We start from the raw sequence: 22,841 nt of genomic DNA, 5'->3' as shown, positions 1-22,841 counted from the left end.
GCTGTGATCGGCCGCATGACAAAGATGCCTCCGGCGGGGATTTTTTTCCATTTGGAAGAGAGACCATGACCCCGACGCTAAGGGCGGCTTTGTGGATGATGGGGTCGATCACGTCTTTCTCTGCGATGGCCGTTGCCGGGCGCGAGCTTGGCGGCAGCCTCGATACGTTCGAGATCATGATGTACCGGTCACTGGTGGGCGTGATCGCTGTGTTTACGCTCGCGACCGTTTACGGGACCTGGGGGCAGATCAACCGGCGCGATTTCGGCACGCAGATCGGGCGCAATCTGGCGCATTTCACCGGACAGAATCTGTGGTTCTACGCGGTTACCGTGATCCCGCTCGCGCAGGTCTTTGCGCTTGAATTCACTTCTCCGCTTTGGGTGATTGTCTTGTCGCCGCTGATTTTGGGCGAACGGCTTACCAAGGTGCGGGCTTTGGCGGCGGTTCTTGGGTTCATCGGCATCCTTTGTGTTGCCCGTCCGACGATTGCCGGGCTGAATGCCGGCGTGATCACGGCGGCGTCCTCGGCGATCTTCTTTGCACTGACGATCATGCTGACCAAGCGGCTGACGCGCAGCCAGACGATCACCTGTATCCTGTTCTACCTGACCGTGACGCAACTGGTTTTTGGCGTGATCATGGCCGGTTACGACGGGGATATCGCGGTGCCCGAGATGGCACAAATTCCGCTATTGTTGCTGATCGGTGTCGCAGGGCTTATGGCACATTTCTGTCTGACCAACGCCTTGTCCATTGCGCCTGCGACAGTGGTCGTTCCGATCGACTTTGTCCGCCTGCCCCTGATCGCCGTCATCGGAATGCTGGTCTATGCCGAGGCCTTGGATATCTGGGTTTTCATCGGCGGCTCGATAATCTTTGCTGGCAATTACATGAACCTCTGGATCGAATCCCGCCGCGTTTCGTAACGAAATTGCAACAGTTCTGGCATAGGGGCGCAGACTTCCCCTTGGTCAAGAATTGACAGATTGACGCACCCTGCTCTTCAGTTGCTGTATAAACTGTGGCTGCGTGTTGTGGCTGCATCGCTTCTGGGGAGGAGTATTTAGAGATGACGTATCGAGTAATCGCAATGGCGGCCCTGTTGGGCAGCGCATCCACGTTGCACGCGGGGGGGTTGGATCGTTCTGGCCAAGACATCGGCATTCTGTTCGAAGATGGCAACCGTTTCGAATTCAGCTTTGGCCGCGTCTCGCCTTCTATTGACGGCACCGATGTGCGCGGTGGTGGCGATACAGGCAATATTGCCCAAGATTTCAATGTCATTGGCGGCGGCCTTAAGTATCAGTATTCCGATCAGCTGTCCTTTGCTGTTGTCGTTGATGAACCATTCGGGTCCGACGTTGTGTACCCTGCAGTACCAAGTTCCACGTCCTATGGTGGAACCCAGGCGACTGTGGACAGCTTCGCGATTACCGCACTGGCGCGGTACAAGTTTAACGATTCTTTCAGCATGCACGGCGGTCTGCGCTATCAAGAAGTCGATGCGACTGTTGCGCTGCAAGGTTTAGGATACGGGCCGCTCAGCGGATATCGTGCTGACTTCGATTCTGACGGCGCCGTCGGATATGTAATCGGTGCGGCCTTTGAAAAGCCGGACATCGCGATGCGCGTTGCGCTGACGTATAACTCGAAAATTACACATGATTTGTCGACGTTAGAAACCAGAAACGGCGCCCCCATCAACCCAGCAGGACGCACAGACACCGAAGTCGAGACGCCCGAAAGTCTCAACCTAGAATTTCAAACCGGGGTCGCGGCTGATACCTTGGTATTTGGCTCAATCCGCTATGCTCGTTACTCTGATACAATTGTATCTCCCGATGTCTTCAATGCTCAGACTAATGGGCTTAGTTTGACGAATATCGAAGATTCCACCGATTACGAAATTGGCGTCGGCCGTCGCTTCAACGACCAGTGGTCTGGCTCGATTGCGATCGGATACCAGCGTGCGAACGGTGACGATCAAGTCTCTCCGCTCGCGCCAACCGATGGTGCACGGTATGTGTCCTTGGGCGCTAAATATCAGGCGACAAGCCAGTTCGATGTGAGCTTGGGCGTGCGCTATACCGAGCTTGGCGATGCGCGGGCAACCACACAGAATACGCCGCAGGCAAACTTCGAAGACAACTCTGCAGTCTCTGTCGGGGTTAAGTTCGGCTACAACTTCTGAGCCCTACCACAGCAACGCTCTATCAGCCCGCCCCAGCAATGTGGCGGGCTTTTTCATGGGGGCGCGATGTCTGACGTCTCGTGGCCGATGGCTCGCGTCTGGTGTCTGGGCACAGGCTAGGCTACTCATTGCGAAACAAGACGTTCCAAGGATGACGACCCATGCTCTACCCCTCTGCCGATGCGTGGCGTGCCGCGCCGCATAAACATGTGCTGGTCTTTGGCATGTCGGGTCTGGGCAAGACGCATATGGCGCATCTGCTACGGCAATCGGGGGGGTGGTTCCACTACTCCATCGACTACCGGATCGGCACGCGATACCTGGGTGAAACCATCGCCGACAACGCCAAGGCCGAAGCGATGAAGGTGCCCTTCCTGCGGGATCTTCTGCTGAGCGACAGCATCTACATCGGGTCAAACATCACCTTTGATAATCTCTCGCCCGTGGCGACCTGGCTGGGCAAGCCCGGCGATGCGGCCAAGGGGGGCTTGCCGATGGCGGAATATGCGTCCCGACAGGAAGCGTTCAAACAGGCAGAGATCGCAGCCCTGCGCGACACCGGCCATTTCGCGCGCCGTGCGCAGACGCTTTATGGGTATCCGCATTTCATCTGTGACACCGGCGGCTCGATCTGTGAATGGGTGGACCCCGATGACGACAATGATCCGCTGATGCAAACCCTGTCGGCGGAATGTCTGCCGGTCTGGATCAAGGGCGACGATGCTCACACCCAAGAGCTGATCCGCCGCTTTGACAAAGCCCCCAAGCCGATGGCCTACCAGCCCGAGTTCCTGCTGCGGGTGTGGCAGGAATATCTGAGCGAAAACAACTGCCAAGAGGATGATGTCGATCCGGATGCCTTTATCCGCTGGACCTACGCCCAAGCGCTTGCCCACCGACAGCCGCGCTACGAGGCGATGTCGCGATGGGGCGTGACCGTGACCGCGGATCAGGTGGCCGGGCTCAAATCCGAGGATGATTTCAACGACCTGATCGCGGGGACGTTAAGCGCGTGACCCTTGGCGCCCTCTGCGCGGGCGCTTATCTAAATCCGGCGCAGATGATGCAAGACCTGAGCCCCTAGACGTGGAATACCGACATGCCGATTAAACTGCCTTCCGACCTGCCTGCCTATGACGTGCTGACGCGCGAAGGTGTCATGGTGCTGGACGAGGAAATGGCGGCGCGTCAGGACATTCGGCCTTTGCGCATTGCCTTGCTGAACCTGATGCCGAAAAAGATCCAGACAGAGAACCAGTTCGCGCGGTTGATCGGGGCCACGCCCTTGCAGATCGAATTCAGCCTGATCCGCATGTCCGACCACCAGTCGCGCAATACGGCCGCAGATCACCTTGAAAGCTTTTACCGCCCGTTCGAGGAAGTGACCCACGAGAAATTCGATGGGCTGATCATCACCGGTGCCCCGATAGAGCATCTGGACTTTGATGACGTCACCTATTGGGAAGAGCTTACCCGCGTCTTTGACTGGACCCAGACCAATGTCCATTCGACCTTCGGCGTGTGCTGGGGTGGCATGGCGATGATCAATTACTTCCACGGTATCAAAAAGCATCTGTTGGAAGAAAAAGCATTCGGCTGCTTCCGCCACAGCAACCTTGAACCGTCGTCGCCCTATTTGCGCGGGTTCTCGGATGATCTGGTGGTGCCGGTCAGCCGTTGGACCGAAATGCGCGCGGCAGAGGTCGCCGCCGTGCCCAGCCTCACCACCCTGCTCGGCAGCAAGGAGGTCGGCCCCTGTCTGGTCGAGGATGCAGGGCATCGGGCGCTCTATATCTTCAATCACCTTGAATATGACCGCGACACATTGAAGGACGAATATGACCGCGATGTCGCCCAAGGCACGCCGATCAACGTGCCCTGCAACTATTACCCCGATGATGACCCCGCGCAGGTGCCGCTGAACCGCTGGCGTAGCCATGCGCATCTGCTCTACGGCAACTGGATCAACGAGATCTACCAGACCACCCACTACGATCTGAACGACATCGGTCGCAGCAATTTTGGGACGTAGCATGCTGTTGATCCTGACGCTGGTCGCCGTGGGCTTGGTGATCGTGGTGCACTGGCGGGCCAGCACCCGCGAGGCTGCGGCCAACGCCGCCTACCCGCCGATTGGCGAGCTGATCGATATCGACGGCGTCAAGGTCCATGCCAAGGTGCAGGGCAGCGGGCCGGATCTGGTGCTGATCCACGGGGCGTCAGGGAATATGCGGGATTTCACCTTTGACATGGTGGACCAGCTTGCCGACCGCTACCGCGTTATCCTGTTCGACCGTCCGGGGCTCGGGTGGACCGACAATTTGCCCCAGCACGCGGGCGCATGGAATGCCACGGCGGCCACACCCCATGAACAGGCCGCGCTGTTGCAAAAGGCAGCGGACAGGCTTGGAGTGAACACTCCGATCGTGCTGGGGCACAGCTATGGCGGCGCGGTGGCGCTGGCGTGGGGGCTGTCGCGGCCCGATGACACGGCGGCGCTGGTGCTCGTATCCGGCGTGTCCGAGCCGTGGGAAGGTGACCTTGGATGGCAGTACAAGATCACCGGTTCTGCCTTCGGGTCGGGTATTGTGATCCCGCTGGTCACCGCCTTTGTGCCGCAGGGATTTGTACGCGCCAGCGTCGGCGCGATCTTTGCCCCGCAAGCCACGCCTGACGGCTATAGTGACCACATCGGCACCGGCCTGTCTCTGCGCCGGATGTCCATGCGCGCCAATGCGCAACAGGTGAACACGCTGCTGCCCGAGATCAAGAAGATGGTCCCGAAATATGATACGCTGACCATGCCGGTCGAGCTGATCCACGGCACCGCAGACACCATCGTCCCGCTGGATGTCCACGCGGCAATCGCAACGCCGCAACTGCCCGACGCGGTTCTGACCACCCTGCCCGGCATCGGCCATATGCCACAACATGTGACCCAACCCGACGTCATCGCCGCCATTGACCGCGCAGCGACACGTGCGGGTTTGCGCTAGGGGGCAGAACGCTCCATAAGTTAGGGTGAACAGGATATTTGAGGAGGCCCCCATGGACCTGCCCTTTGACGGTGCGATCAGCGCCTATTTCGAAAACGACGCGCCCGCGCCCATCAACAAGGCGATCAAACGCGCCGATAAGGAAGATATCCTAAGCGACAGCTATCCCCATTCCGAACGTCTGGGGCGCAAGCAATATGACCGCGAGATGGATCGGCTCCAGATCGAACTGGTCAAGCTGCAAGCATGGGCGCGCGACACCGGCACGCGGATCGCGATGATCTTTGAAGGCCGCGACGCTGCGGGCAAAGGCGGCACCATCTCGCGCTTCCGTCAGAACCTGAACCAGCGTTCCGCCCATGTGGTAGCCCTGCCCAAACCCACCGAAACCGAAGCAGGTCAGTGGTATTTTCAACGCTATATCAAGCATTTGCCGACCGCCGGCGACATGGTGTTCTTTGATCGCAGCTGGTACAATCGCGGCGTCGTCGAACCGGTTTTCGGCTTTTGCACCGAGGCCCAGCGTGAAGCCTTCTTCGATCAGGTTGTCCCGCTGGAAAAGATGCTGGTGGACGATGGGCTGCACCTGTTCAAATTCTGGCTCAACGTAGGCCGCGGCGAACAGCTGCGGCGGATGCTCGCGCGCGAAGGCGACCCGCTGAAGCAATGGAAGCTCAGCATCATCGATGTCAAAGGGCTGGCGAAATGGGACACCTATAGCGCCGCGATCAAGGACACCCTGCAGCGGTCCCACACGCCGCAGACCCCGTGGACGGTGATCCGCTCTGACGATAAACGTCGCGCGCGGCTGGCAGCGATCCGGACCGTGCTCCACGCGTTTGAATATACGGGCAAAGATACCAAGGCGATCGGCGCGATTGATGACCAGATTTGCGGCGGGCCGGATATCTGGGATGCCTAAACGCGGCTATCACCACGGCAACCTGCGACAGGCGCTGATTGACGGCGCGCTCAAACTGATCGAGGATCGCGGCCCCACGGGGTTCACCCTATCAGAGGCGGCGAAACAGGCGGGTGTCACCCCCGCAGCCGTCTATCGCCATTTCGAGGGCCGCGAAGACCTGATCGCCGAAGGCGCGTTGCAAGGCTATGATATCTTTGCCGAATTGATGGAAGCCGCATATCAATCCGGCCAGCCTTCCGCGCTCAAGGCGTTCGAGGCGACGGGCCGTGCCTATCTTGCCTTCGCCCGCGATTATCCGGGTCATTACATCGCGATGTTCGAAAGCGGTATTTCCGTCAACCGCACCCCCGATCTGGCCGCCGCTGCGGCGCGGGCCAATGGGGTGCTGGAACAGGCCGCAAGCGATCTCAGCCAGCATATCCCGTTGGAAAAACGCCCGCCCGCCTCGATGTTCTCGGCCCATATCTGGGCGCTGAGCCACGGGGTCGTTGAACTTTTCGCGCGGAATTCCCCCGGCAGGGCCTCGCCCTTTCCCGCAGATGATCTGCTGGAAAGCGGCATTGGCATCTACCTGCGCGGCCTTGGTCTGGTGGGACCGGACGACTAGGCGGCGATCTCCGCCAAGGCCTGTGCCGCGATCTCGAAGGATTTGACCCGCGCGGCGTGGTCGTGGATCTGCCCAGTCAGGATCAATTCATCCGGTTGATATGTCTCAATCATCTGCGACAGTTGCCGCGCGACGCGCTCGGGGCTGCCCACGGCCGTGACCCGCAGGGCCTGATCGACGGCCTGACGCATCTGAACGCCAACCTCGGCATCAATATCGCGCACGGGACGCGGTAGCTTGCCCGGTTTGCCGGTGCGCAATCGCACAAAAGCCTGCTGCATGGAGGTCCGAAGGTAGGCCCCCTCTTCATCGGTATCCGCCGCGAAAACATTCGCCGCCAACATGAAATGCGGATTCTCCCACTGCGCCGAGGGTTTGAAATCGCGACGGTAAATCGCCACGGCGTCTTCCAACGCATCGGGGGCGAAATGCGAGGCAAAGGCATAGGGCAGCCCGAAATGCGCCGCCAACTGCGCGCCATAAAGCGAAGAGCCCAATATCCACACCGGCACATGCGTGCCCTGCCCCGGATGCGCCATCACACGCGCCCCCACAGGGGCCTCGCCAAGATAGCCGATCAGCTCGGCCACATCTTCGGGGAAACGGTCGCCCCCTTGCATCCCGCGCCGCAAGGCGTGGTACACGGCCTGATCCCCACCGGGCGCGCGGCCAAGGCCCAGATCAATCCGGTTTCCGTGAATCGTGGCAAGCGTGCCAAACTGCTCTGCAATCGCCAGCGGCGCGTGGTTCGGCAACATGATGCCCCCCGCGCCCACACGGATGCGAGAGGTGTGATCCGCCACATGCCCGATCAACACCGATGTCGCGGCAGAGGCGATCCCCGGCATGTTGTGATGCTCTGCCATCCAGTAGCGATAATATCCCGCCGCCTCGGTCCGCTTTGCCAGATCAATCGTATTCGCAATGGCCTGGCGGGCATCTGACCCTTCGGGCACGGGGGAAAGATCAAGGACTGAATATCGCATGGGGCGGCTCCGTTTTTAACGCATCCTTTACCTAAGCACGCAGCATTGAAAACAAAACCACCCCGCCGGCTTCATTTTGCGAAATAAACTCTCCCCGAAGGGTCGGCTGGCCTCAGGCGCATACGAAAAAGGCCGCCCCAGCAGGAGCGGCCTTTTCCAAAAACTGTAAAGTAAAGCTTAACGCTTGGAGAACTGGAAGCTCTTACGCGCTTTCGCACGACCGTACTTCTTACGCTCAACAACGCGGCTGTCGCGCGTCAGGAAGCCTGCCGCTTTCAGCGCGCCGCGCAGGGAGGGATCGTACAGCTGCAGTGCTTTGGAAACACCGTGCTTCACCGCGCCCGCCTGACCGGACAGACCGCCACCTTTCACAGTTGCAACAACGTCGAACTGACCGTCGGTGCCTGTGATGGTGAATGGCTGTGCCAGGATCATCTGCAGAACGGGGCGTGCAAAATATTCGTTTTGCGCTTTGCCGTTTACGATGACTTTACCGGAACCTGGTTTGATCCAGACGCGCGCAACCGCATCTTTACGCTTACCGGTTGCATAGGCGCGGCCTTGCGCGTCACGCACGGGCTCGCGTGGGGTCATTTCAACTTCTGTCCCCTGAACGCCACCGATGTTCTCGGTTACGGCCGCTTCGAGGCCTTCGAGTGTTTTGATTTCATCAGCCATGCTTATGCACTCCGCGTGTTTTTAGAGTTCATGGATTTCACGTCCAGAACCTCGGGGCTTTGCGCCTCGTGGGGGTGTTCGGAACCGGCGTAAACGCGCAGGTTGGTCATGATCTGGCGGCTCAGGCGGTTGCCGGGCAGCATGCGCTTGACCGCTTGGGTCACAACACGCTCGGGGTGCGCACCTTCAAGGATCTGAGCTTTGGTACGCTCTTTGATCCCGCCGGGGTGGCCAGTGTGCCAGTAGAAGTTTTCTTCACGCTTCTTGCCGGTCATCTGGATTTTCTCGGCATTGATCACGATGACGTTGTCGCCGCAATCCATGTGAGGTGTGTAGGAAGGCTTGTGCTTGCCGCGCAGACGCATGGCAATGATCGACGCAAGACGGCCAAGGACGACGCCTTCAGCGTCGACGATGATCCATTTCTTGTCGATATCTGCCGGTGTTGCAGAAAAGGTTTTCATGGAGGGAATTCCCGTTACTTTGGTGAAAGGGTCCGAAACCGAACCCCGCTATCTGATGGCTGGGTTATAAACACGCTCTTCGCCACGTCAAGCGCCACATTCCCTATTTTTTCACACAAAAACAATAGCTTGCAAATTAGGTATTATTATACCCCACAAAAATCACACGCTCAACTGCTCGGGTGGAGAGTCCAGCAGATGTCGCAGGCGCATGATCGCATCCTCAAAACTGTGCAGCGCCACGCCTGCGTTGATCGCAAGCCGCACTGCATGGGGCGCGCGGGCATCGCGGCAGACGAATTCCTCGGCCGAGCGGATTTGCACACCCTGCCCTTCAGCAGCCTGACAGAACGCACCCGCCCGCCAGCCAACCGGCAGGCTCAGCCATAAAAACGGCACGTTGGTGCGCCACGCCACATCATATCCGCCCAGTATATTCACCGCGCTTTGGACATAGGCGTTAAAGCCCTGACGCGTGCCTTCGGCGATGGCGTCGATATCTGGATGTACCAGCAGCTTGGCACAAAGGTCGATCAGCGGGGTCGCAAGACCGAAGCAATTATATTCGGCCACGCGACGCAGATCGGGTGTGCGCTGGCGGGGGCCGATGGCGAAGCCGATGCGCAGCGCAGGGGTCAGGGTCTTAGCCAGCGAAGAGACATACCAGCCGCGTTCGGGGGCAAGCATCCGGTAGGTCGGCGCACGCTCTACGCGCATGCGATAACAATCGTCCTCGACAATTTGAAAGTCATGTTTGCGCGCCACCTCAACCAGCGCCTCGCGGCGTGCCACAGGTGTGAAACCGGCGGTCGGGTTATGCACTTCGGGCGAGGTGCAGAATATCTGAAGATCATGGTTCCGCGCCACCTCGTCCAGCGCTTCGGGGATCACGCCGTCTTTATCCATGGCCACCGGAATGACATCGGCGCGCAGCAGCTCGCCCGCGCGGCGGAAACCGGGGTACGACAGCTCTTCAATCGCGATGGCGGGGCGTCGGCCTTGCAGGATGGACTGGAACACGAGAGACAAACCATTTTGCCCGCCGTGAGACAGGATCACATCGGCTTCGGTAAAGGATCCCAGCGGCGTGCCGGCCAGCCATTTGACCACGGCTTCGCGTGCGGGGCGCGCCCCGGTACGGCTGGGATAATGCATCACACCTGACGCCGGATCCTGAGCGACCTCGGCAATCAGATTGCGGATCAGCGTCGCCTGCCCCGCCGATGGGAGGTGCGGCGAGAACATGTTCACGGCATAGGTATCCGCGGGGTAATTCTTGGTCCCTTGATGCACGTGGTGGGCGATCACATCCATCTCGATCGGGCTGTTGCGATCGGGGGTCGTGGGTGGCAGCGCGACAAAGGTGCCGCGCCCGACCTCGGCCTGCAACGACCCGCTTTCGGTCAGCATCGTATAGGCCCGTGCCACGGTCCCCGGCGTGACGCCAAGCTTCCATGCCAGTTCTCGCACCGGTGGCAGTTTTTCCCCCGCCGATAAAGCGCCGTTCGAGATACCGTTTCGTATCATTGTAACAACGGCTTTGTATTTAGGGCCAGGCCCGTCAATTTGATCAGGTTGCCAAATTGTACCCATTACAATGTTTTCCTTTTCAAAATGTATCGCATTTTGTACCCCTTTGATACGGCAAAACGTAACATTGTGTCAATACAATTCAGAAATAGGAGATTCTCATGACACAGACCCTGACCCTCAACCACGAAACCGTGGCAATCCTGAACCAGCGCAGCACACCGTTTGCCGCTGTTCTTGCGGTCAAATTTGCGGTCTGCGTCACGAAGATGGCATCGCGTCGCCGGACACGCAAAGCGCTCGCACAGCTTGAGCCTTGGCAGTTGGCAGACGTGGGACTCACACCGCGACAGGCTCATGATGAGTCTATTCGGGTGTTCTGGAAGGCGTAACGTCCCTGTGGCGCAGTCCAGACCTCTTCACTCGGGCCGGTAAATACCGGCCCTTTTTTCGATTGTACCCGTCAGTGTGGGGTACAATCAGCGTGGCGGAATGGCATAGGTCAGCGATGCCCGCGCGACAGGGTCGTCCAGCCCTTCGGAATAGACCAGCACATCACAAATCGACAGAAGTTTGCCAAGCTTGAGCAACCGCGTCTTGGCGATCAGATCGGTATTGGCCGCTGGCTTGCGCATGAAATCGATCGAACAGTTTGTGGTCACCGCCAGAGCTTTGGGCCCGATTCGCGCCAAGGTCATCAGATAGGCGCTGACATCGGCCAGCGCGAAGATCGACGGGCCGGACACGGTGCCGCCGGGGCGCAGGTGCCGGTCCGCGGTGAGCAAACGTGTGGTCAGATCCGTCTCTCCGACATGGTCGATGGCGAAATCATCGGCGACCTGCTTGAACACGTCTTTCATAAAAACCGCGAGCGCGTCGGCATCCATCATAATTGGCATACTTGTCCTCCCTCATATGTCGCGGCTAGGCTCTGGGAAAAGCGGGAGGGGTTCAAGATGACAATGGTCGAAATGGCATGTGACGGTGCGGTAGTCCGGTTGACGATGAACGCGCCGGACCGGTTGAACGCGCTGTCGGACGAGATGCTGGCCGCGTTGCAGGCGCGTCTGGACGAGATCGCGCATCGTCCCGATATACGGGTCGTCATCCTTGCCGGGGCAGGCAAGGCGTTCTGCGCCGGGCATGATCTGAAGCAGATGACGGCGTTGCGCGACGCCAAGGATGGGGGTGTCGCCGGCTTCCAAGACCTGTTCGAACGCTGCGCCCGTCTGATGGCGCGCATCCAGTCCCTGCCCCAGCCCGTGATCGCGCAAGTCCACGGCATCGCCACTGCCGCGGGATGTCAGTTGGTCGCGACCTGCGATCTTGCGGTCGCGGCCGAGGATACGCGCTTTGGCGTGAACGGGGTGAATATCGGCCTGTTCTGTTCGACCCCGATGGTCGCGCTCAGCCGCAATATCCCGCGCAAACAGGCGTTCGAGATGCTGACCACGGGCGAGTTTATCGATGCAGCCCGCGCCCGCGAGCTGGGGTTGATCAACCGTATTGCCCCACCAGATGAGCTTGCGACGCAGACGACAGCGCTGGCGCAGCAGATCGCGGACAAGCTGGGCACAGCGGTCAAGATCGGCAAACAGGCCTTCTATGCGCAGCTCGCCATGCCGGTCGCGCAAGCTTATGTCTACACGGGCGACGTGATGGTGGAAAACATGCTCAACCCCGACACAGCGGAGGGTATTGCGGCCTTCTTGGAAAAGCGCACCCCTGAGTGGGATCAGTAAGCCGGAAACAGACTGTTTCCGATGGTGCCGCACAGATCACGAATTCGTGCTTTCAATTCGGGCGCTTTTGTGGCACAAATAAGACAAGGCAGATGCCTTGATGATTTTGGGTCGCCGCCGGCGGAAGGTCCCTCCAGGTCAGCCTCTCACTGACCGACCGTTCCCGCAGCGGCGACCCCAAAAATCCCCCTTCACATTCAATCGACATGTTTGACGGCCCTAAGGGCCGCGGGCACGCGTTTCGCGACAGGCACCGCTGGCTATTGCACCGCGACAGCCCCTGCCCTACATCGCTGGCATGACACATACACTCCATATCATCGGCGGCGGCATGGCCGGATCAGAGGCCGCCTGGCAGGCGGCGAACGCGGGCATTCAGGTTGTGCTCCATGAAATGCGGCCCAAGGTCGGCACCTTCGCGCATCAGACGGGGCTGCTGGGGGAAATGGTCTGCTCCAACTCCTTCCGTTCGGATGATAACGAACAGAACGCCGTGGGGCTGCTGCATTGGGAGATGCGTGCCGCCAACGGGCTGATCATGGCGACCGCCGAGAAACACCGCCTGCCCGCCGGCGGTGCCTTGGCGGTGGACCGTGATCCCTTCGCGCAATCGGTGACAGACGCGCTGATGGCGCACCCGAATATCTCTGTCGAATATGGCGAGATCACCGATCTGCCGCGCGAGGGTCACTGGATCATCGCGACCGGCCCGCTGACCTCGGGCGATCTGGCGCAGTCCATTGCTGCCGAAACCGGTGCCGAAGCACTGGCCTTTTTCGACGCGATCGCGCCGATCATCTACCACGACAGCATCGATATGAGCAAAGCGTGGATGCAATCGCGCTATGACAAGGGCGAGACCGAGGAAGAGCGTACAGCCTACCTCAACTGCCCGATGACCAAAGACCAATACGAAGCGTTCATCGACGCGCTGCTGGCCGCGGATAAAACCGAATTCAAGGAAGGCGAGACGGCGGGCTATTTCGACGGCTGCCTCCCGATCGAGGTGATGGCCGAACGCGGACGCGAAACGCTGCGCTTTGGCCCGATGAAGCCCGTCGGCCTGACCAATCCCCATGATCCCGACAATAAACCCTATGCCGTGGTGCAACTGCGCCGCGATAACAAGCTGGGCACGTTGTATAATATCGTCGGCTTCCAGACCAAGATGAAATACGGGGCCCAGACAGAAGGTGCTGCGGATGATTCCGGGGCTTGAAAATGCCTCCTTCGCGCGGCTCGGCGGTATCCACCGCAATACTTTCCTGAACTCGCCCACGCTGTTGGACGACCAGATGCGCCTGCGCAGCCAGCCGAACGTACGGTTTGCAGGGCAGATCACCGGTGTCGAAGGCTATGTGGAAAGCGCTGCGATGGGTCTGCTTGCCGGGCGTCTGGCCGTGGCCGAAATCAAGGGCGAAGCGGCCGCACCACCCCCGCCGACCACTGCGACCGGCGCCTTGATTACCCATATCACTGGCGGCGCGGATGCGAAAACCTTCCAGCCGATGAACGTCAACTTTGGTCTGTTCCCACCGGTCGAGGGGCTGAAATCCGGCCGTCGCGGCCGCAAGGATCGCTATAAAGCCTACACCGACCGCGCCAAGACAAACTGGCAGGGCTGGTTGGACGGCACCACGCCCGCAGCATGAGCTTTCGCACCCGGTTCGCGCCGTCGCCCACCGGGCCGCTGCATCTGGGGCACGCCTATTCGGCGCTGGTGGCCCATGATATGGCGCGCGCGCAAGGTGGCAGCTTTTTGCTGCGGTTCGAGGACACGGATCTGGAGCGATCAAAGCCCGAGTACATGCGCCAAGCGTTGGACGATCTGGCGTGGCTGGGCATCACATGGGATGCACCACCTCTGATGCAATCCGAAAACCTTGATGTGTATAATCAAAGTGTTGAGGCGCTTTCTTCACGTGGATTGACCTATCCCTGCCGCTGTAGCCGCAAAGATATTGCTGCCGCACTCGCCGCGCCGCAGGAAGGGGCACCGCATAGCGTCTATCCGCAGACCTGCAAAACGCGCAGCATGGACGACCGCGGACCGAATGACGCCATCCGCCTGCATATGGACCGCGCGCTTGAGCAGGCGTCAGACGGGTTGGGGTTCATAGAGAACGGGCCGCTACACGCTGGCCTCCATCCCCTTGATCACGCGGCCCTTTTGACAGAGATCGGTGATATCGTGGTGGGGCGCAAAGACATCCAGACCGCCGCCTACTTCCTTGCGTCTGCCATCGACGATATCCGCGAGGGGATCACCCATGTGGTGCGCGGCGTGGATCTGTTTGACTTCACTCAGGTGCAAGTGTTGCTGCTGGATCTGCTGGGCCACAAACCTCCGCGCTATTTCCACCACGATTTGATCCGTGATGAAAATGGCAAACGGCTGGCAAAACGCGACGACGCGCGCGCAATTTCCCTGTACCGGAGCGAAGGCGCGTCACCACAAGATATTCGTGCAATGATAGGGCTTTAGCGCCTATTCATCATCCATTACGTCAAGCGTGATGCGTTCGACACCGTCTTCGACCAGCGTATAAAAGCAGCTTCGCCGTCCTGTGTGACAGGCCGCCCCCGTCTGGTTCACCTTCACCAGCAGACAATCGCGGTCACAGTCGATGCGCAGCTCGACCAGCTCTTGCACGTGGCCGCTGGTGTCGCCCTTGATCCAGAATGACTGACGCGAGCGGCTCCAATAGGTGACGCGGCCGGTTTCCAGCGTTTGGGTGACGGCCTGCGCGTTCATCCACGCCATCATCAACACCTCGCCCGTGGTCGCATCCTGTGCAATCGCGGGGATCAGCCCTGCTTCGTTGAATTTCAATGTGCTGGTGTCAAAGTCCATCGCCGTGCCTTCAGTTTGTTTTTGCATCATCCGCGTGAAGGCTTATGTAAGGGTTAACGACACAGAGGAACAGCCATGAGTGACGAGACAGACCTGATCAAGCTATACTCGGCGCGGATTTTGGGGCTTGCGGCTGACATCCCACATCTGGGGCGCTTGAAAAATCCCGATGCCAGCGTCACGCGGCGCTCGCCCCTATGTGGGTCCACCGTCACGGTCGATGTCGTGGTCGAAGATGGCAAGCTGGCGCAGATGGGTCAGGATGTGAAGGCCTGCGCCTTGGGTCAGGCTTCTGCCGCTGTGGCCGGTGCGGCGGCAGTTGGTGCCACGTTGGATCAGATCCAGACGGCGCGGGATCAGTTGAAAGCGATGTTGAAAGGCCAAGGCCCCGTGCCCGACGCCCCCTTTGACGGGTTCGAGGTGCTGACCCCCGCGGTGGCCTATAAAAACCGTCATGCGTCCATCCTGCTGACGATAGAGGCGTTGGCCGAAGCGATGGAACAGACCCAAGAGGTCGCGCAAAACGGCTAGGCCCGTTCCGCGGCCACCTGCGCAAATAGCGCCGCGGCAGCGATGCCGCCCTATCAGCGAACGCCCCCCACCGAACGCCTACACAAAAAAACGCCGCACATCCGGGCAGGATGGCGGCGTAAGGGTGCGGTGACCGTGAAGGCTCGTTTTGATCCGTGACAGAGGGGACAACTCGGGCACAGGGACGAAGGTATTGCGGACTTCGCCAACGCATAGAGTTTGGGACAGATGCGCGGGCTAGATCAAAACAACACGGTTTACGCAGGCAGAAGTCAAACGAAGGCGGGAAGGTGCAGGCCGACCACGAGGATGACAACCAAGGCAGCCGCCCCTGCGGCATCTTGCAACAGCGTGTCTTTCGACCGTTTGGCAATGGCTTTGACTGTAAGGATCGTGGTCATTTGCGTTCTCCCGTTTCCGTTGCCTATTTGTTCTCATTTTCAAACCCCTGTGTAAAGAACTTTATGAGAACACAAGGGAACAAAATAAGATTAAATTGCTAACCCACTGATATCAAACGGATCGCCTCGTCCTGGCGCATCAGCCATAACAGCAGCCGGGCGGCTTTGCCGCGCGGTGTAGTCAGATCAGGGTCCACAGTCAGCAAGGCGCGCGCATCCGATTGGGCGACCTGCATCAAAGCCGCCTGTTTCTCCAGATCCGCCACCCGAAACCGCGGTACGCCGGATTGTGCCGTGCCGATCAGATCACCGGTCCCGCGCATCTTCAGGTCCGTCTCGGCGATCACAAAACCATCCTCGCTTTCGCGCAAAACCTCAAGCCGCTGGCGGCCGCTTTCGCTGAGCGGGGCTTGATACATCAGCAAGCAGGTAGAGGCCGCCTGCCCCCGTCCCACGCGCCCGCGCAGCTGGTGCAGCTGTGCCAGCCCGAAACTTTCGGCGCGCTCGATCACGATGATGCTGGCGTTCGGCACGTCGACGCCCACCTCGATCACCGTGGTGGCGACCAGCAGCTTGGTCTGCCCTTGCTGAAAGGCACGCATGGCCGCGTCCTTGTCGGCGGGCGGCATCTGCCCATGGACCAGCCCGACCACGCCTTCGCCCAATGCCGCACGCAGGTGTTTGAACCGCGCTTCTGCGGCGATCAGATCGCTGACCTCGCTTTCTTCGACCAGCGGGCACACCCAATAGCATTGCCGCCCTTCGCTGATGGCGGCGCGCAAGCGGGTCACGACCTCCTCCATCCGGTCGGTGGCAATCAGGGCGGTGCGGATGGGTTTGCGCCCGGGCGGCTTTTCATCCAGCACAGACACGTCCATATCGCCATATTGCGCGAGGGCCAGCGACCGCGGGATCGGCGTCGCGGTCATGACCAAAACATCGACGGCCTGCCCTTTTTTGCCAAGCTCAAGCCGCTGGCGCACCCCAAAACGGTGCTGTTCATCCACCACCGCAAGGCGCAGATCGCCAAAGGCGACATCGGCCTGAAACACCGCATGGGTGCCCACAAGGATCTGGATCGCGCCGCTTTCCAGCGCGCTCAGCTTGGCGCGCCGTTCGGGCCCTTTGTCGCGTCCGGTCAAGAGCTCAAGCACCACACCCGCCTGTTCGGCCAGGGGGCGCAAGCCCTCAAGGTGTTGACGCGCAAGGATTTCTGTCGGGGCCATCAGCACGCCCTGCCCGCCTGCCTCGACCGCCCGCAACAATGCCATGAAGGCGACCAGCGTTTTGCCCGCGCCCACATCCCCCTGCAGCAAGCGGTTCATCCGCGCGCCGCTGGCCATGTCCTTTGCAATCTCGGCGATGGCGCGGGTCTGTGCACCGGTGGGCGCGTAGGGCAATGCGCCAAGCACGCGCTGCTGCAGGTGGCCATCCCCAACCGTCTTGCGCCCCGCCTTCCGCCGGTCCTTGGCGCGCGCAAGGGCAAGCGTCAGTTGATGGGCGAGCAATTCATCATAAGCCAGCCGCGCCCGCGCTGGTGCCGCGGCAGAAAGGTCAGCCATGTCGTTCGGGGCGTGCGCCTGTTGCAGCGCATCGGGAAAATCTGGCCAGTTCTCTTGGTCTTTTTGATTGGGATCAATCCATTCGCCGACCTCTGGCACCCGCGACAATGCGGCCCGCGTGGCCTTATACATCAGCTTTTGCGTGATCCCGCTGGTCAGCGGATAGACCGGTTCAAACGTCGGGATATCGCCCGCCTCGGCCTCGGGCACGACGAAATCCGGGTGCACCATCTGGGGGATGCCGTCAAAAAGCTCTACCCGCCCCGACACCACGCGCTGTGACCCTTCGGGCATCTGCCGTTTCCAGTAATCCCCGCGCGCGTGAAAGAAGACCAGCTGAAAGGCGGTGGCGCTGTCTTCGACATGAATACGGTAGGCCCCGCCCTTGTTTGCAGGGGCCCGATGCGCGCCAACGGTGACCGCCACAGTAACAGTGGCGGGCAGGATCGCATCCTTGACACTGGGCTGCAGCCGTCGGTCGATGCCGGAATACGGCAGCGTAAACAACAGGTCCCGCGGGGCCATCACCCCAAGCTGGGCAAAGTTCTGCGCGGTCTTCGGCCCGACCCCTTCCAACGTTTCGAGCTTGGCAAAGAGGGGGAAAAGCGCCTCGGGCCGGCCGGTCATGCGCCGTCGATCAGCGCAAGCCAGCCGTCCTCGTCCAATGTCTGAATGCCCAGATCCGCCGCTTTCTTGGCCTTGGAGCCAGCCCCCGGCCCCGCGACCAGAATATCGGTTTTCGCACTGACCGAGCCAGAGACCTTGGCCCCCAAACGTTCGGCGCGCGCCTTCGCCTCGGCGCGGGTCATTTTTTCAAGCGTGCCGGTGAAGACTACGGTTTTTCCTGCCACGGGGGAGCCTTCGGTATCGGGGCGCGCCACATTCTGCACCGACAGTTCCGCCACCAGCCGGTCGATCGAGGCACGCTCGGCCTCTTGGGCAAAGGTGCTTACCAAGCTTTGCGCCATGACCTGACCGACGCCGTCCACTCCGATCAGATCGTCCCAGGCTGGGCCATCCCCGGATTTTGCATGCCCCATCGCGGCCTCGAAGGCAGTCCAGCTGCCGTAATGCTGCGCGATCAGGTTCGACGCCGCTTCGCCCACATGGCGGATGCCAAGCGCAAAGATCAGCCGCGACAGGGGAATTTTGCGTTTATCCTCAATGGCCTGAAACAGTTTATCGGCAGATTTCTCGCCCCAGCCTTCGCGGTTCTTGAGCTGCTGCATGCCGCTGCCATATCGCGCCTTGAGCGTGAAGATATCCGCCGGTTCCGCGATCCAGCCATCGGCATAGAATTGCTCGACCTGTTTCGCGCCCAGACCGTCAATATCAAAAGCCGCGCGTGATACGAAATGTTTCAGTTTTTCAACCGCTTGGGCCGGGCAGATCAAACCACCCGTACAGCGACGCACCGCATCGCCTTCCTCGCGGATGGCATCGCTGCCACATTCCGGGCAGGTCGTTGGATAGACATAGGCTCTAGCGTCCTCGGGTCGCTTGCCAAGGTCCACATCCGCGATCTTGGGGATCACGTCCCCCGCACGGTAGACCTGCACCCAGTCGCCGACGCGGATATCCTTGCCCTCGCGGATACGGGCCCCCTTACTGTCGAGCCCTTTGATATAATCCTCGTTATGGAGCGTCGCATTCGAGACAACGACGCCGCCCACGGTCACCGGCTTCAACCGCGCTACAGGCGACAGGGCGCCAGTGCGGCCGACCTGAATGGTGATATCCTCCAGCCGGGTCCAGGCCAGTTCTGCAGGGAATTTATGCGCAATTGCCCAACGGGGGGTGGTTGAGCGAAAGCCAAGCCGGTCTTGCAACGCCAGATCGTTCACCTTGTAGACGACGCCGTCGATGTCATAGCCAAGCGTCGCGCGTTGCTCTTCGATCTTGCGGTAATGCGCGATCATCTCTTGCGGGCCATCGCAGAGCGTCGTCAACGGGTTGGTGTCAAACCCGAATGCCTTAAGCCGCTCTATCGCTTGAAACTGCGTTTCGGCCAGCGGCGCGGACAAGGCCCCCCAGGCATAGGCGAAAAACGCCAGCGGCCTTGCGCGGGTAATCTCGGCGTCCAACTGGCGCAAGGATCCGGCGGCGGCGTTGCGCGGATTGGCAAAGGTCTTGCCCCCGTTGGCCGTCTGTCGGGCGTTCAGCGCATCAAAATCGTCGTGGCGCATATAGACTTCGCCGCGCACCTCAAGCAGCGCCGGTGCGCCCTTGATCCGTGTCGGAATGGTATCAATCGTGCGCGCATTGGCGGTGACGTTTTCCCCGACGGCACCATCCCCACGGGTCGCGGCCTGTACCAGATCCCCGTTTTCATAGCGCAGCGACAGCGACAGCCCGTCAATCTTGGGCTCTGCGGTGAAGGCCAGTGGCGTCCCGCCGGGGAGTCCCAGATATTTGCGGATGCGCGCATCGAAATCGACAACATCCTCATCCTTGAAGGCATTGCCCAAAGACAGCATCGCCACGTCATGCCGGACCTTGCCGAACCCTTCCGCCGGCGCGGCACCGACCTTGTCGCTGGGGCTGTCAGCGCGTTTGAGGCCGGGAAACCGTTCCTCGATCGCCTGATTGCGACGTTTCAGGCGATCATATTCCGCGTCTGATAGGTCGGGCGCGTCCTGCGTGTGATAGGCCGCATTCGCCCGCCCCAACAGGTCAGCCAACCGCGCCAATTCGGCTTTGCCCTCCTCCTCGGAAAGCTCCTGAAGTGCGGTTTTCTCAGTCACGGTAAGCCCCAGCCTGCTATTTCAACTGGGGTCTAGATACGCAGGGAACTCCCCCGCGTCTAGAATATTTCCCTCTCCTTTGTGGCTAGCCGCCGACGGCCAATCTTTCCTGTTCGGGGTAGCCCATGGTGGCCGGATCGCGCAGCACATAGCCCCTGCCCCAGACCGTCTCGATGTAATTCTCGCCACCCGTGGCATTGCTAAGCTTTTTACGCAATTTGCAGATGAAAACATCGATAATCTTGAGCTCGGGTTCATCCATGCCGCCGTAAAGATGGTTCAGAAACATCTCTTTCGTCAGGGTCGACCCTTTGCGCAGGCTCAGCAGTTCGAACATCTGGTATTCCTTCCCGGTCAGGTGCACGGGCTTATCCCCCACGGTCACCGATTTGGCGTCCAGATTGACCGACACGCGCCCGACGTTGATCACCGATTGCGAATGGCCCTTGGACCGCCGAATGATCGCATGGATGCGCGCTACCAGTTCTTCGCGGTGGAAAGGTTTGGTCAGATAATCATCGGCACCAAAGCCGAACCCCTTGATCTTGTTTTCTGTGTCGTCAGAGCCGGAGAGGATCAGGATCGGCGTCTGGATCTTGCTCAGCCGTAATTGGCGCAAGACGTCATGCCCGTTCATATCCGGCAGATCCAGATCCAGCAGGATCAGATCGTAGTCATAGAGCTTTGCCAGATCGATGCCCTCTTCCCCCAAATCGGTGGTATAGGTGTTCAGGTTAGCATGGGTCAGCATCAGTTCGATGCTTTTGGAGGTGGTTGGGTCATCTTCGACCAACAGTATTCGCATGTGTCTCACTCCGCTCAAATGGATTTGGTATAAAAGGCACCGTGAACAAAATAGTTTAACCACTCGTTAATAGTGCTCAAGTTGTTAGGCGAGCAACTTAAAGTTGTCTATACTTTTGTAGCGCTGTGGCCCGCAAAGCCGCCTCCCCATGTTCAGAGACAGCGCGCACCCATTCGACAAATTCCGCCCGCCCCACACCATAGCGTTCTTCCGCTTCCGCCTCAGTGATCAGCCCGTATAGCACGCCACGCACCACCGCAGCCTTGCGCGATGCGACCCACCGGCGGGTATTGCGATCCGGCAGATCCGCAAGGCTAAAGCTGGACCCGTCGGGCAAGGTCACCGCCCTGGGTCGTTCGACCTTTTTCAAATACACTTTTTTCCCCCTTTTCACCCCTTACACATAAGACGCGCGCCCACTGTTCACGGCCCGTTCTTGATCCGGTGCAGGCTAGGTCGCCGCATGTTAACGACCCGTGAAGTCGCCCCTTGAGAGTACCGCTAATTTTCCTATATTAAGCCTCAAACCTCCCGGAGTATTCTCATGCCGCTTGATCGCACCCCGCCGCTCAATTCGTTGGGCTTTGCCAAAGCACCTGCCGACACCCGCGTCGTTGTGGCGATGTCGGGCGGTGTCGACAGTTCCGTGGTCGCCGCCATGCTGGCCGAGGAAGGCTATGACGTCGTCGGCGTCACCCTGCAGCTGTACGACCACGGTGCGGCACTGGCGCGCAAAGGGGCCTGCTGTGCGGGCATCGATATCCATGATGCGCGGCGTGTCGCGGAATCCATGGGGTTCCCGCATTACGTTTTGGATTATGAAAACGTGTTCAAGGACGCCGTGATTGACGAATTCGCCGATAGCTATCTGGGCGGGGCCACGCCGGTTCCCTGCATCCGCTGTAACGAACGGGTGAAGTTCAAAGATCTGCTGGAAACGGCCAAGGATCTGGATGCCGATTGCATGGCGACCGGTCACTATATCCAGCGCAAGATGGGTCCCGACGGGGCCGAACTGCATTGCGCCGCCGATGCCAATCGCGATCAAAGCTACTTTTTGTTCTCGACCACGCCCGAACAACTGGACTACCTGCGTTTCCCCCTTGGCCACCTGCCGTCAAAAAACGACACCCGGGCGCTGGCGGCGAAATACGGGCTGAGCGTGGCGGACAAGCCCGACAGTCAGGATATCTGCTTTGTCCCGAATGGCGACTACGCCTCGGTGATCCGCAAACTGCGCCCCGAAGCCGCCAATCCCGGCAATATCGTCGACACCGACGGCAATGTGCTGGCCCAGCATGACGGGGTGATCAACTACACCATCGGGCAGCGCCGTGGCCTTGGCATCGGCGGCTTGGCCGACCCGCTCTATGTGGTGAAACTTGATGCGGATAATGCGCAGGTCGTCGTAGGGCCGAAATCAATGCTGGCCACCCGTACTGTGCCCGTGAAAGAGATTAACTGGCTTGGTGACACCCCGCTCATGTCGCAAAGCGAATGGCCCATTGCTGTGCGCGTACGCTCTACCCGCCCTCCGACAGACGCGATCCTGCGTCCGATCTCGGATACCGAAGCGACGGTAGAGCTGCTCACCCCCGAGGAAGGGATCTCGCCGGGCCAAGCCTGCGTCTTCTACGACCCCGAAAGCACCCGCATCTTCGGCGGTGGCTGGATCCACAAAGGCTAACCCCTTCCAAATGGTTTGAAATCCCGGGGAGTTTGAGGGGCAGCGCCCCTCATATGGGGTCGTGAGTTTGAGGGGCAGCGCCCCTCATATGGGGTCGTGAGTTTGAGAGGCAGCGCCCCTCATTTCACTCTATAG

The 22,841-nt window shown here is 60.0% G+C and carries 23 protein-coding genes and 1 pseudogene; 13 read left to right on the top strand and 11 right to left on the bottom strand.

All coding sequences use genetic code 11. From position 1 onward, the window contains the following. Nucleotides 1-65 precede the first annotated feature (65 nt). The 7 genes from SJY36_RS08220 to SJY36_RS08190 all read left to right on the top strand — a co-directional run bounded on the left by SJY36_RS08220 (nt 66) and on the right by SJY36_RS08190 (nt 6,722). A complete protein-coding gene (locus SJY36_RS08220; RefSeq protein WP_386174200.1) occupies nt 66-929 on the top strand; it encodes a DMT family transporter in 864 nt (287 codons plus the stop codon). 143 nt (nt 930-1,072) lie between these two features. Then, nucleotides 1,073-2,194 (top strand): OmpP1/FadL family transporter, encoded by a 1,122-nt coding sequence (locus tag SJY36_RS08215; RefSeq protein WP_386174197.1) that lies wholly within the window; start codon nt 1,073-1,075, stop codon nt 2,192-2,194. Nucleotides 2,195-2,355: 161 nt separating this feature from the next. Then, on the top strand, nt 2,356-3,210 hold the full coding sequence (locus SJY36_RS08210) for an ATPase (RefSeq protein ID WP_132996623.1): 855 nt from the start codon (nt 2,356-2,358) through the stop codon (nt 3,208-3,210). 83 nt (nt 3,211-3,293) lie between these two features. Beyond that, a complete protein-coding gene (metA, locus tag SJY36_RS08205; protein ID WP_386174193.1) occupies nt 3,294-4,226 on the top strand; it encodes a homoserine O-succinyltransferase in 933 nt (310 codons plus the stop codon). A 1-nt stretch (nt 4,227) separates the two neighbouring features. Further along, nucleotides 4,228-5,190: an alpha/beta fold hydrolase gene (locus SJY36_RS08200; RefSeq protein WP_386174190.1), complete on the top strand. Its 963-nt coding sequence runs from the start codon at nt 4,228-4,230 to the stop codon at nt 5,188-5,190. A gap of 52 nt (nt 5,191-5,242) precedes the next feature. Then, nucleotides 5,243-6,112 (top strand): polyphosphate kinase 2, encoded by an 870-nt coding sequence (gene ppk2, locus SJY36_RS08195; RefSeq protein ID WP_386174187.1) that lies wholly within the window; start codon nt 5,243-5,245, stop codon nt 6,110-6,112. After that, nucleotides 6,105-6,722, top strand: coding sequence for a TetR/AcrR family transcriptional regulator (locus SJY36_RS08190; RefSeq protein WP_005853462.1), 618 nt, complete (start codon nt 6,105-6,107; stop codon nt 6,720-6,722). The genes ppk2 and SJY36_RS08190 overlap by 8 nt, the downstream gene beginning before the upstream one ends. Here SJY36_RS08190 and SJY36_RS08185 read toward each other — a convergent pair. The 4 genes from SJY36_RS08185 to SJY36_RS08170 all read right to left on the bottom strand — a co-directional run bounded on the left by SJY36_RS08185 (nt 6,719) and on the right by SJY36_RS08170 (nt 10,443). Beyond that, the gene (locus SJY36_RS08185) at nt 6,719-7,708 is read right to left on the bottom strand and encodes an LLM class flavin-dependent oxidoreductase (RefSeq protein ID WP_386174184.1); all 990 of its coding nucleotides are present in this window, start codon (nt 7,706-7,708) and stop codon (nt 6,719-6,721) included. The two genes, SJY36_RS08190 and SJY36_RS08185, sit on opposite strands and share 4 nt — an antisense overlap. 177 nt (nt 7,709-7,885) lie before the next feature. Beyond that, nucleotides 7,886-8,386 (bottom strand): 30S ribosomal protein S9, encoded by a 501-nt coding sequence (gene rpsI, locus SJY36_RS08180; protein WP_005853459.1) that lies wholly within the window; start codon nt 8,384-8,386, stop codon nt 7,886-7,888. A gap of 2 nt (nt 8,387-8,388) precedes the next feature. Next, nucleotides 8,389-8,850, bottom strand: coding sequence for a 50S ribosomal protein L13 (rplM, locus tag SJY36_RS08175; RefSeq protein WP_005853457.1), 462 nt, complete (start codon nt 8,848-8,850; stop codon nt 8,389-8,391). A gap of 162 nt (nt 8,851-9,012) precedes the next feature. After that, nucleotides 9,013-10,443, bottom strand: coding sequence for a PLP-dependent aminotransferase family protein (locus SJY36_RS08170; RefSeq protein ID WP_386174181.1), 1,431 nt, complete (start codon nt 10,441-10,443; stop codon nt 9,013-9,015). A 98-nt stretch (nt 10,444-10,541) separates the two neighbouring features. On the opposite strand from SJY36_RS08170, the gene SJY36_RS08165 reads away from it, so the two are divergent. After that, nucleotides 10,542-10,772: a DUF1127 domain-containing protein gene (locus SJY36_RS08165; RefSeq protein ID WP_005853453.1), complete on the top strand. Its 231-nt coding sequence runs from the start codon at nt 10,542-10,544 to the stop codon at nt 10,770-10,772. Nucleotides 10,773-10,859: 87 nt separating this feature from the next. Here the strand turns inward: SJY36_RS08165 and SJY36_RS08160 are convergent, their stop codons facing one another. After that, nucleotides 10,860-11,279, bottom strand: coding sequence for a PaaI family thioesterase (locus tag SJY36_RS08160; RefSeq protein WP_005853451.1), 420 nt, complete (start codon nt 11,277-11,279; stop codon nt 10,860-10,862). A 63-nt stretch (nt 11,280-11,342) separates the two neighbouring features. Between SJY36_RS08160 and SJY36_RS08155 the strand changes: the two genes are divergently transcribed. The 3 genes and pseudogenes from SJY36_RS08155 to gluQRS all read left to right on the top strand — a co-directional run bounded on the left by SJY36_RS08155 (nt 11,343) and on the right by gluQRS (nt 14,607). Further along, nucleotides 11,343-12,122, top strand: a complete 780-nt coding sequence (locus SJY36_RS08155; protein ID WP_009824570.1) for an enoyl-CoA hydratase — start codon at nt 11,343-11,345, stop codon at nt 12,120-12,122. Nucleotides 12,123-12,420: 298 nt separating this feature from the next. Next, nucleotides 12,421-13,774, top strand: a pseudogene (gene trmFO, locus SJY36_RS08150) (methylenetetrahydrofolate--tRNA-(uracil(54)-C(5))-methyltransferase (FADH(2)-oxidizing) TrmFO). After that, a complete protein-coding gene (gene gluQRS / locus SJY36_RS08145; protein WP_386174178.1) occupies nt 13,771-14,607 on the top strand; it encodes a tRNA glutamyl-Q(34) synthetase GluQRS in 837 nt (278 codons plus the stop codon). The pseudogene trmFO and the gene gluQRS overlap by 4 nt, the downstream one beginning before the upstream one ends. A gap of 3 nt (nt 14,608-14,610) precedes the next feature. On the opposite strand, the gene hisI is transcribed toward gluQRS, so the two are convergent. Beyond that, nucleotides 14,611-14,976: a phosphoribosyl-AMP cyclohydrolase gene (gene hisI / locus SJY36_RS08140; protein ID WP_200867202.1), complete on the bottom strand. Its 366-nt coding sequence runs from the start codon at nt 14,974-14,976 to the stop codon at nt 14,611-14,613. Between the two features lie 75 nt (nt 14,977-15,051). Between hisI and SJY36_RS08135 the strand changes: the two genes are divergently transcribed. Continuing rightward, a complete protein-coding gene (locus tag SJY36_RS08135; RefSeq protein WP_386174175.1) occupies nt 15,052-15,507 on the top strand; it encodes an iron-sulfur cluster assembly scaffold protein in 456 nt (151 codons plus the stop codon). Between the two features lie 272 nt (nt 15,508-15,779). Here SJY36_RS08135 and SJY36_RS08130 read toward each other — a convergent pair whose 3' ends face one another. The 5 genes from SJY36_RS08130 to SJY36_RS08110 all read right to left on the bottom strand — a co-directional run bounded on the left by SJY36_RS08130 (nt 15,780) and on the right by SJY36_RS08110 (nt 21,395). Continuing rightward, complete coding sequence (locus SJY36_RS08130; RefSeq protein WP_005853439.1) at nt 15,780-15,908, bottom strand: hypothetical protein; 129 nt, start codon at nt 15,906-15,908, stop codon at nt 15,780-15,782. 98 nt (nt 15,909-16,006) lie between these two features. Next, nucleotides 16,007-18,097: an ATP-dependent DNA helicase RecG gene (gene recG, locus SJY36_RS08125; RefSeq protein WP_386174172.1), complete on the bottom strand. Its 2,091-nt coding sequence runs from the start codon at nt 18,095-18,097 to the stop codon at nt 16,007-16,009. Continuing rightward, nucleotides 18,094-20,214, bottom strand: a complete 2,121-nt coding sequence (ligA, locus tag SJY36_RS08120; RefSeq protein ID WP_386174169.1) for an NAD-dependent DNA ligase LigA — start codon at nt 20,212-20,214, stop codon at nt 18,094-18,096. The genes recG and ligA overlap by 4 nt, the downstream gene beginning before the upstream one ends. An 85-nt stretch (nt 20,215-20,299) precedes the next feature. Then, nucleotides 20,300-21,019 (bottom strand): response regulator transcription factor CtrA, encoded by a 720-nt coding sequence (ctrA, locus tag SJY36_RS08115; protein WP_005853432.1) that lies wholly within the window; start codon nt 21,017-21,019, stop codon nt 20,300-20,302. Between the two features lie 97 nt (nt 21,020-21,116). After that, nucleotides 21,117-21,395, bottom strand: coding sequence for a DUF1153 domain-containing protein (locus SJY36_RS08110; RefSeq protein ID WP_005853430.1), 279 nt, complete (start codon nt 21,393-21,395; stop codon nt 21,117-21,119). A gap of 168 nt (nt 21,396-21,563) precedes the next feature. Here SJY36_RS08110 and mnmA point away from each other — a divergent pair, with 168 nt between their 5' ends. Continuing rightward, nucleotides 21,564-22,706, top strand: a complete 1,143-nt coding sequence (gene mnmA / locus SJY36_RS08105; protein WP_005853429.1) for a tRNA 2-thiouridine(34) synthase MnmA — start codon at nt 21,564-21,566, stop codon at nt 22,704-22,706. The last annotated feature ends 135 nt before the right edge of the window (nt 22,707-22,841 follow it).

The organism is Sulfitobacter sp. R86518 (assembly GCF_042466275.1).
Classification (GTDB): Bacteria; Pseudomonadota; Alphaproteobacteria; order Rhodobacterales; family Rhodobacteraceae; genus Sulfitobacter; species Sulfitobacter pontiacus.
The sequence above is the reverse complement of the archived record's forward strand: the minus strand, read 5'-3'. Positions and strand labels throughout refer to the sequence as shown.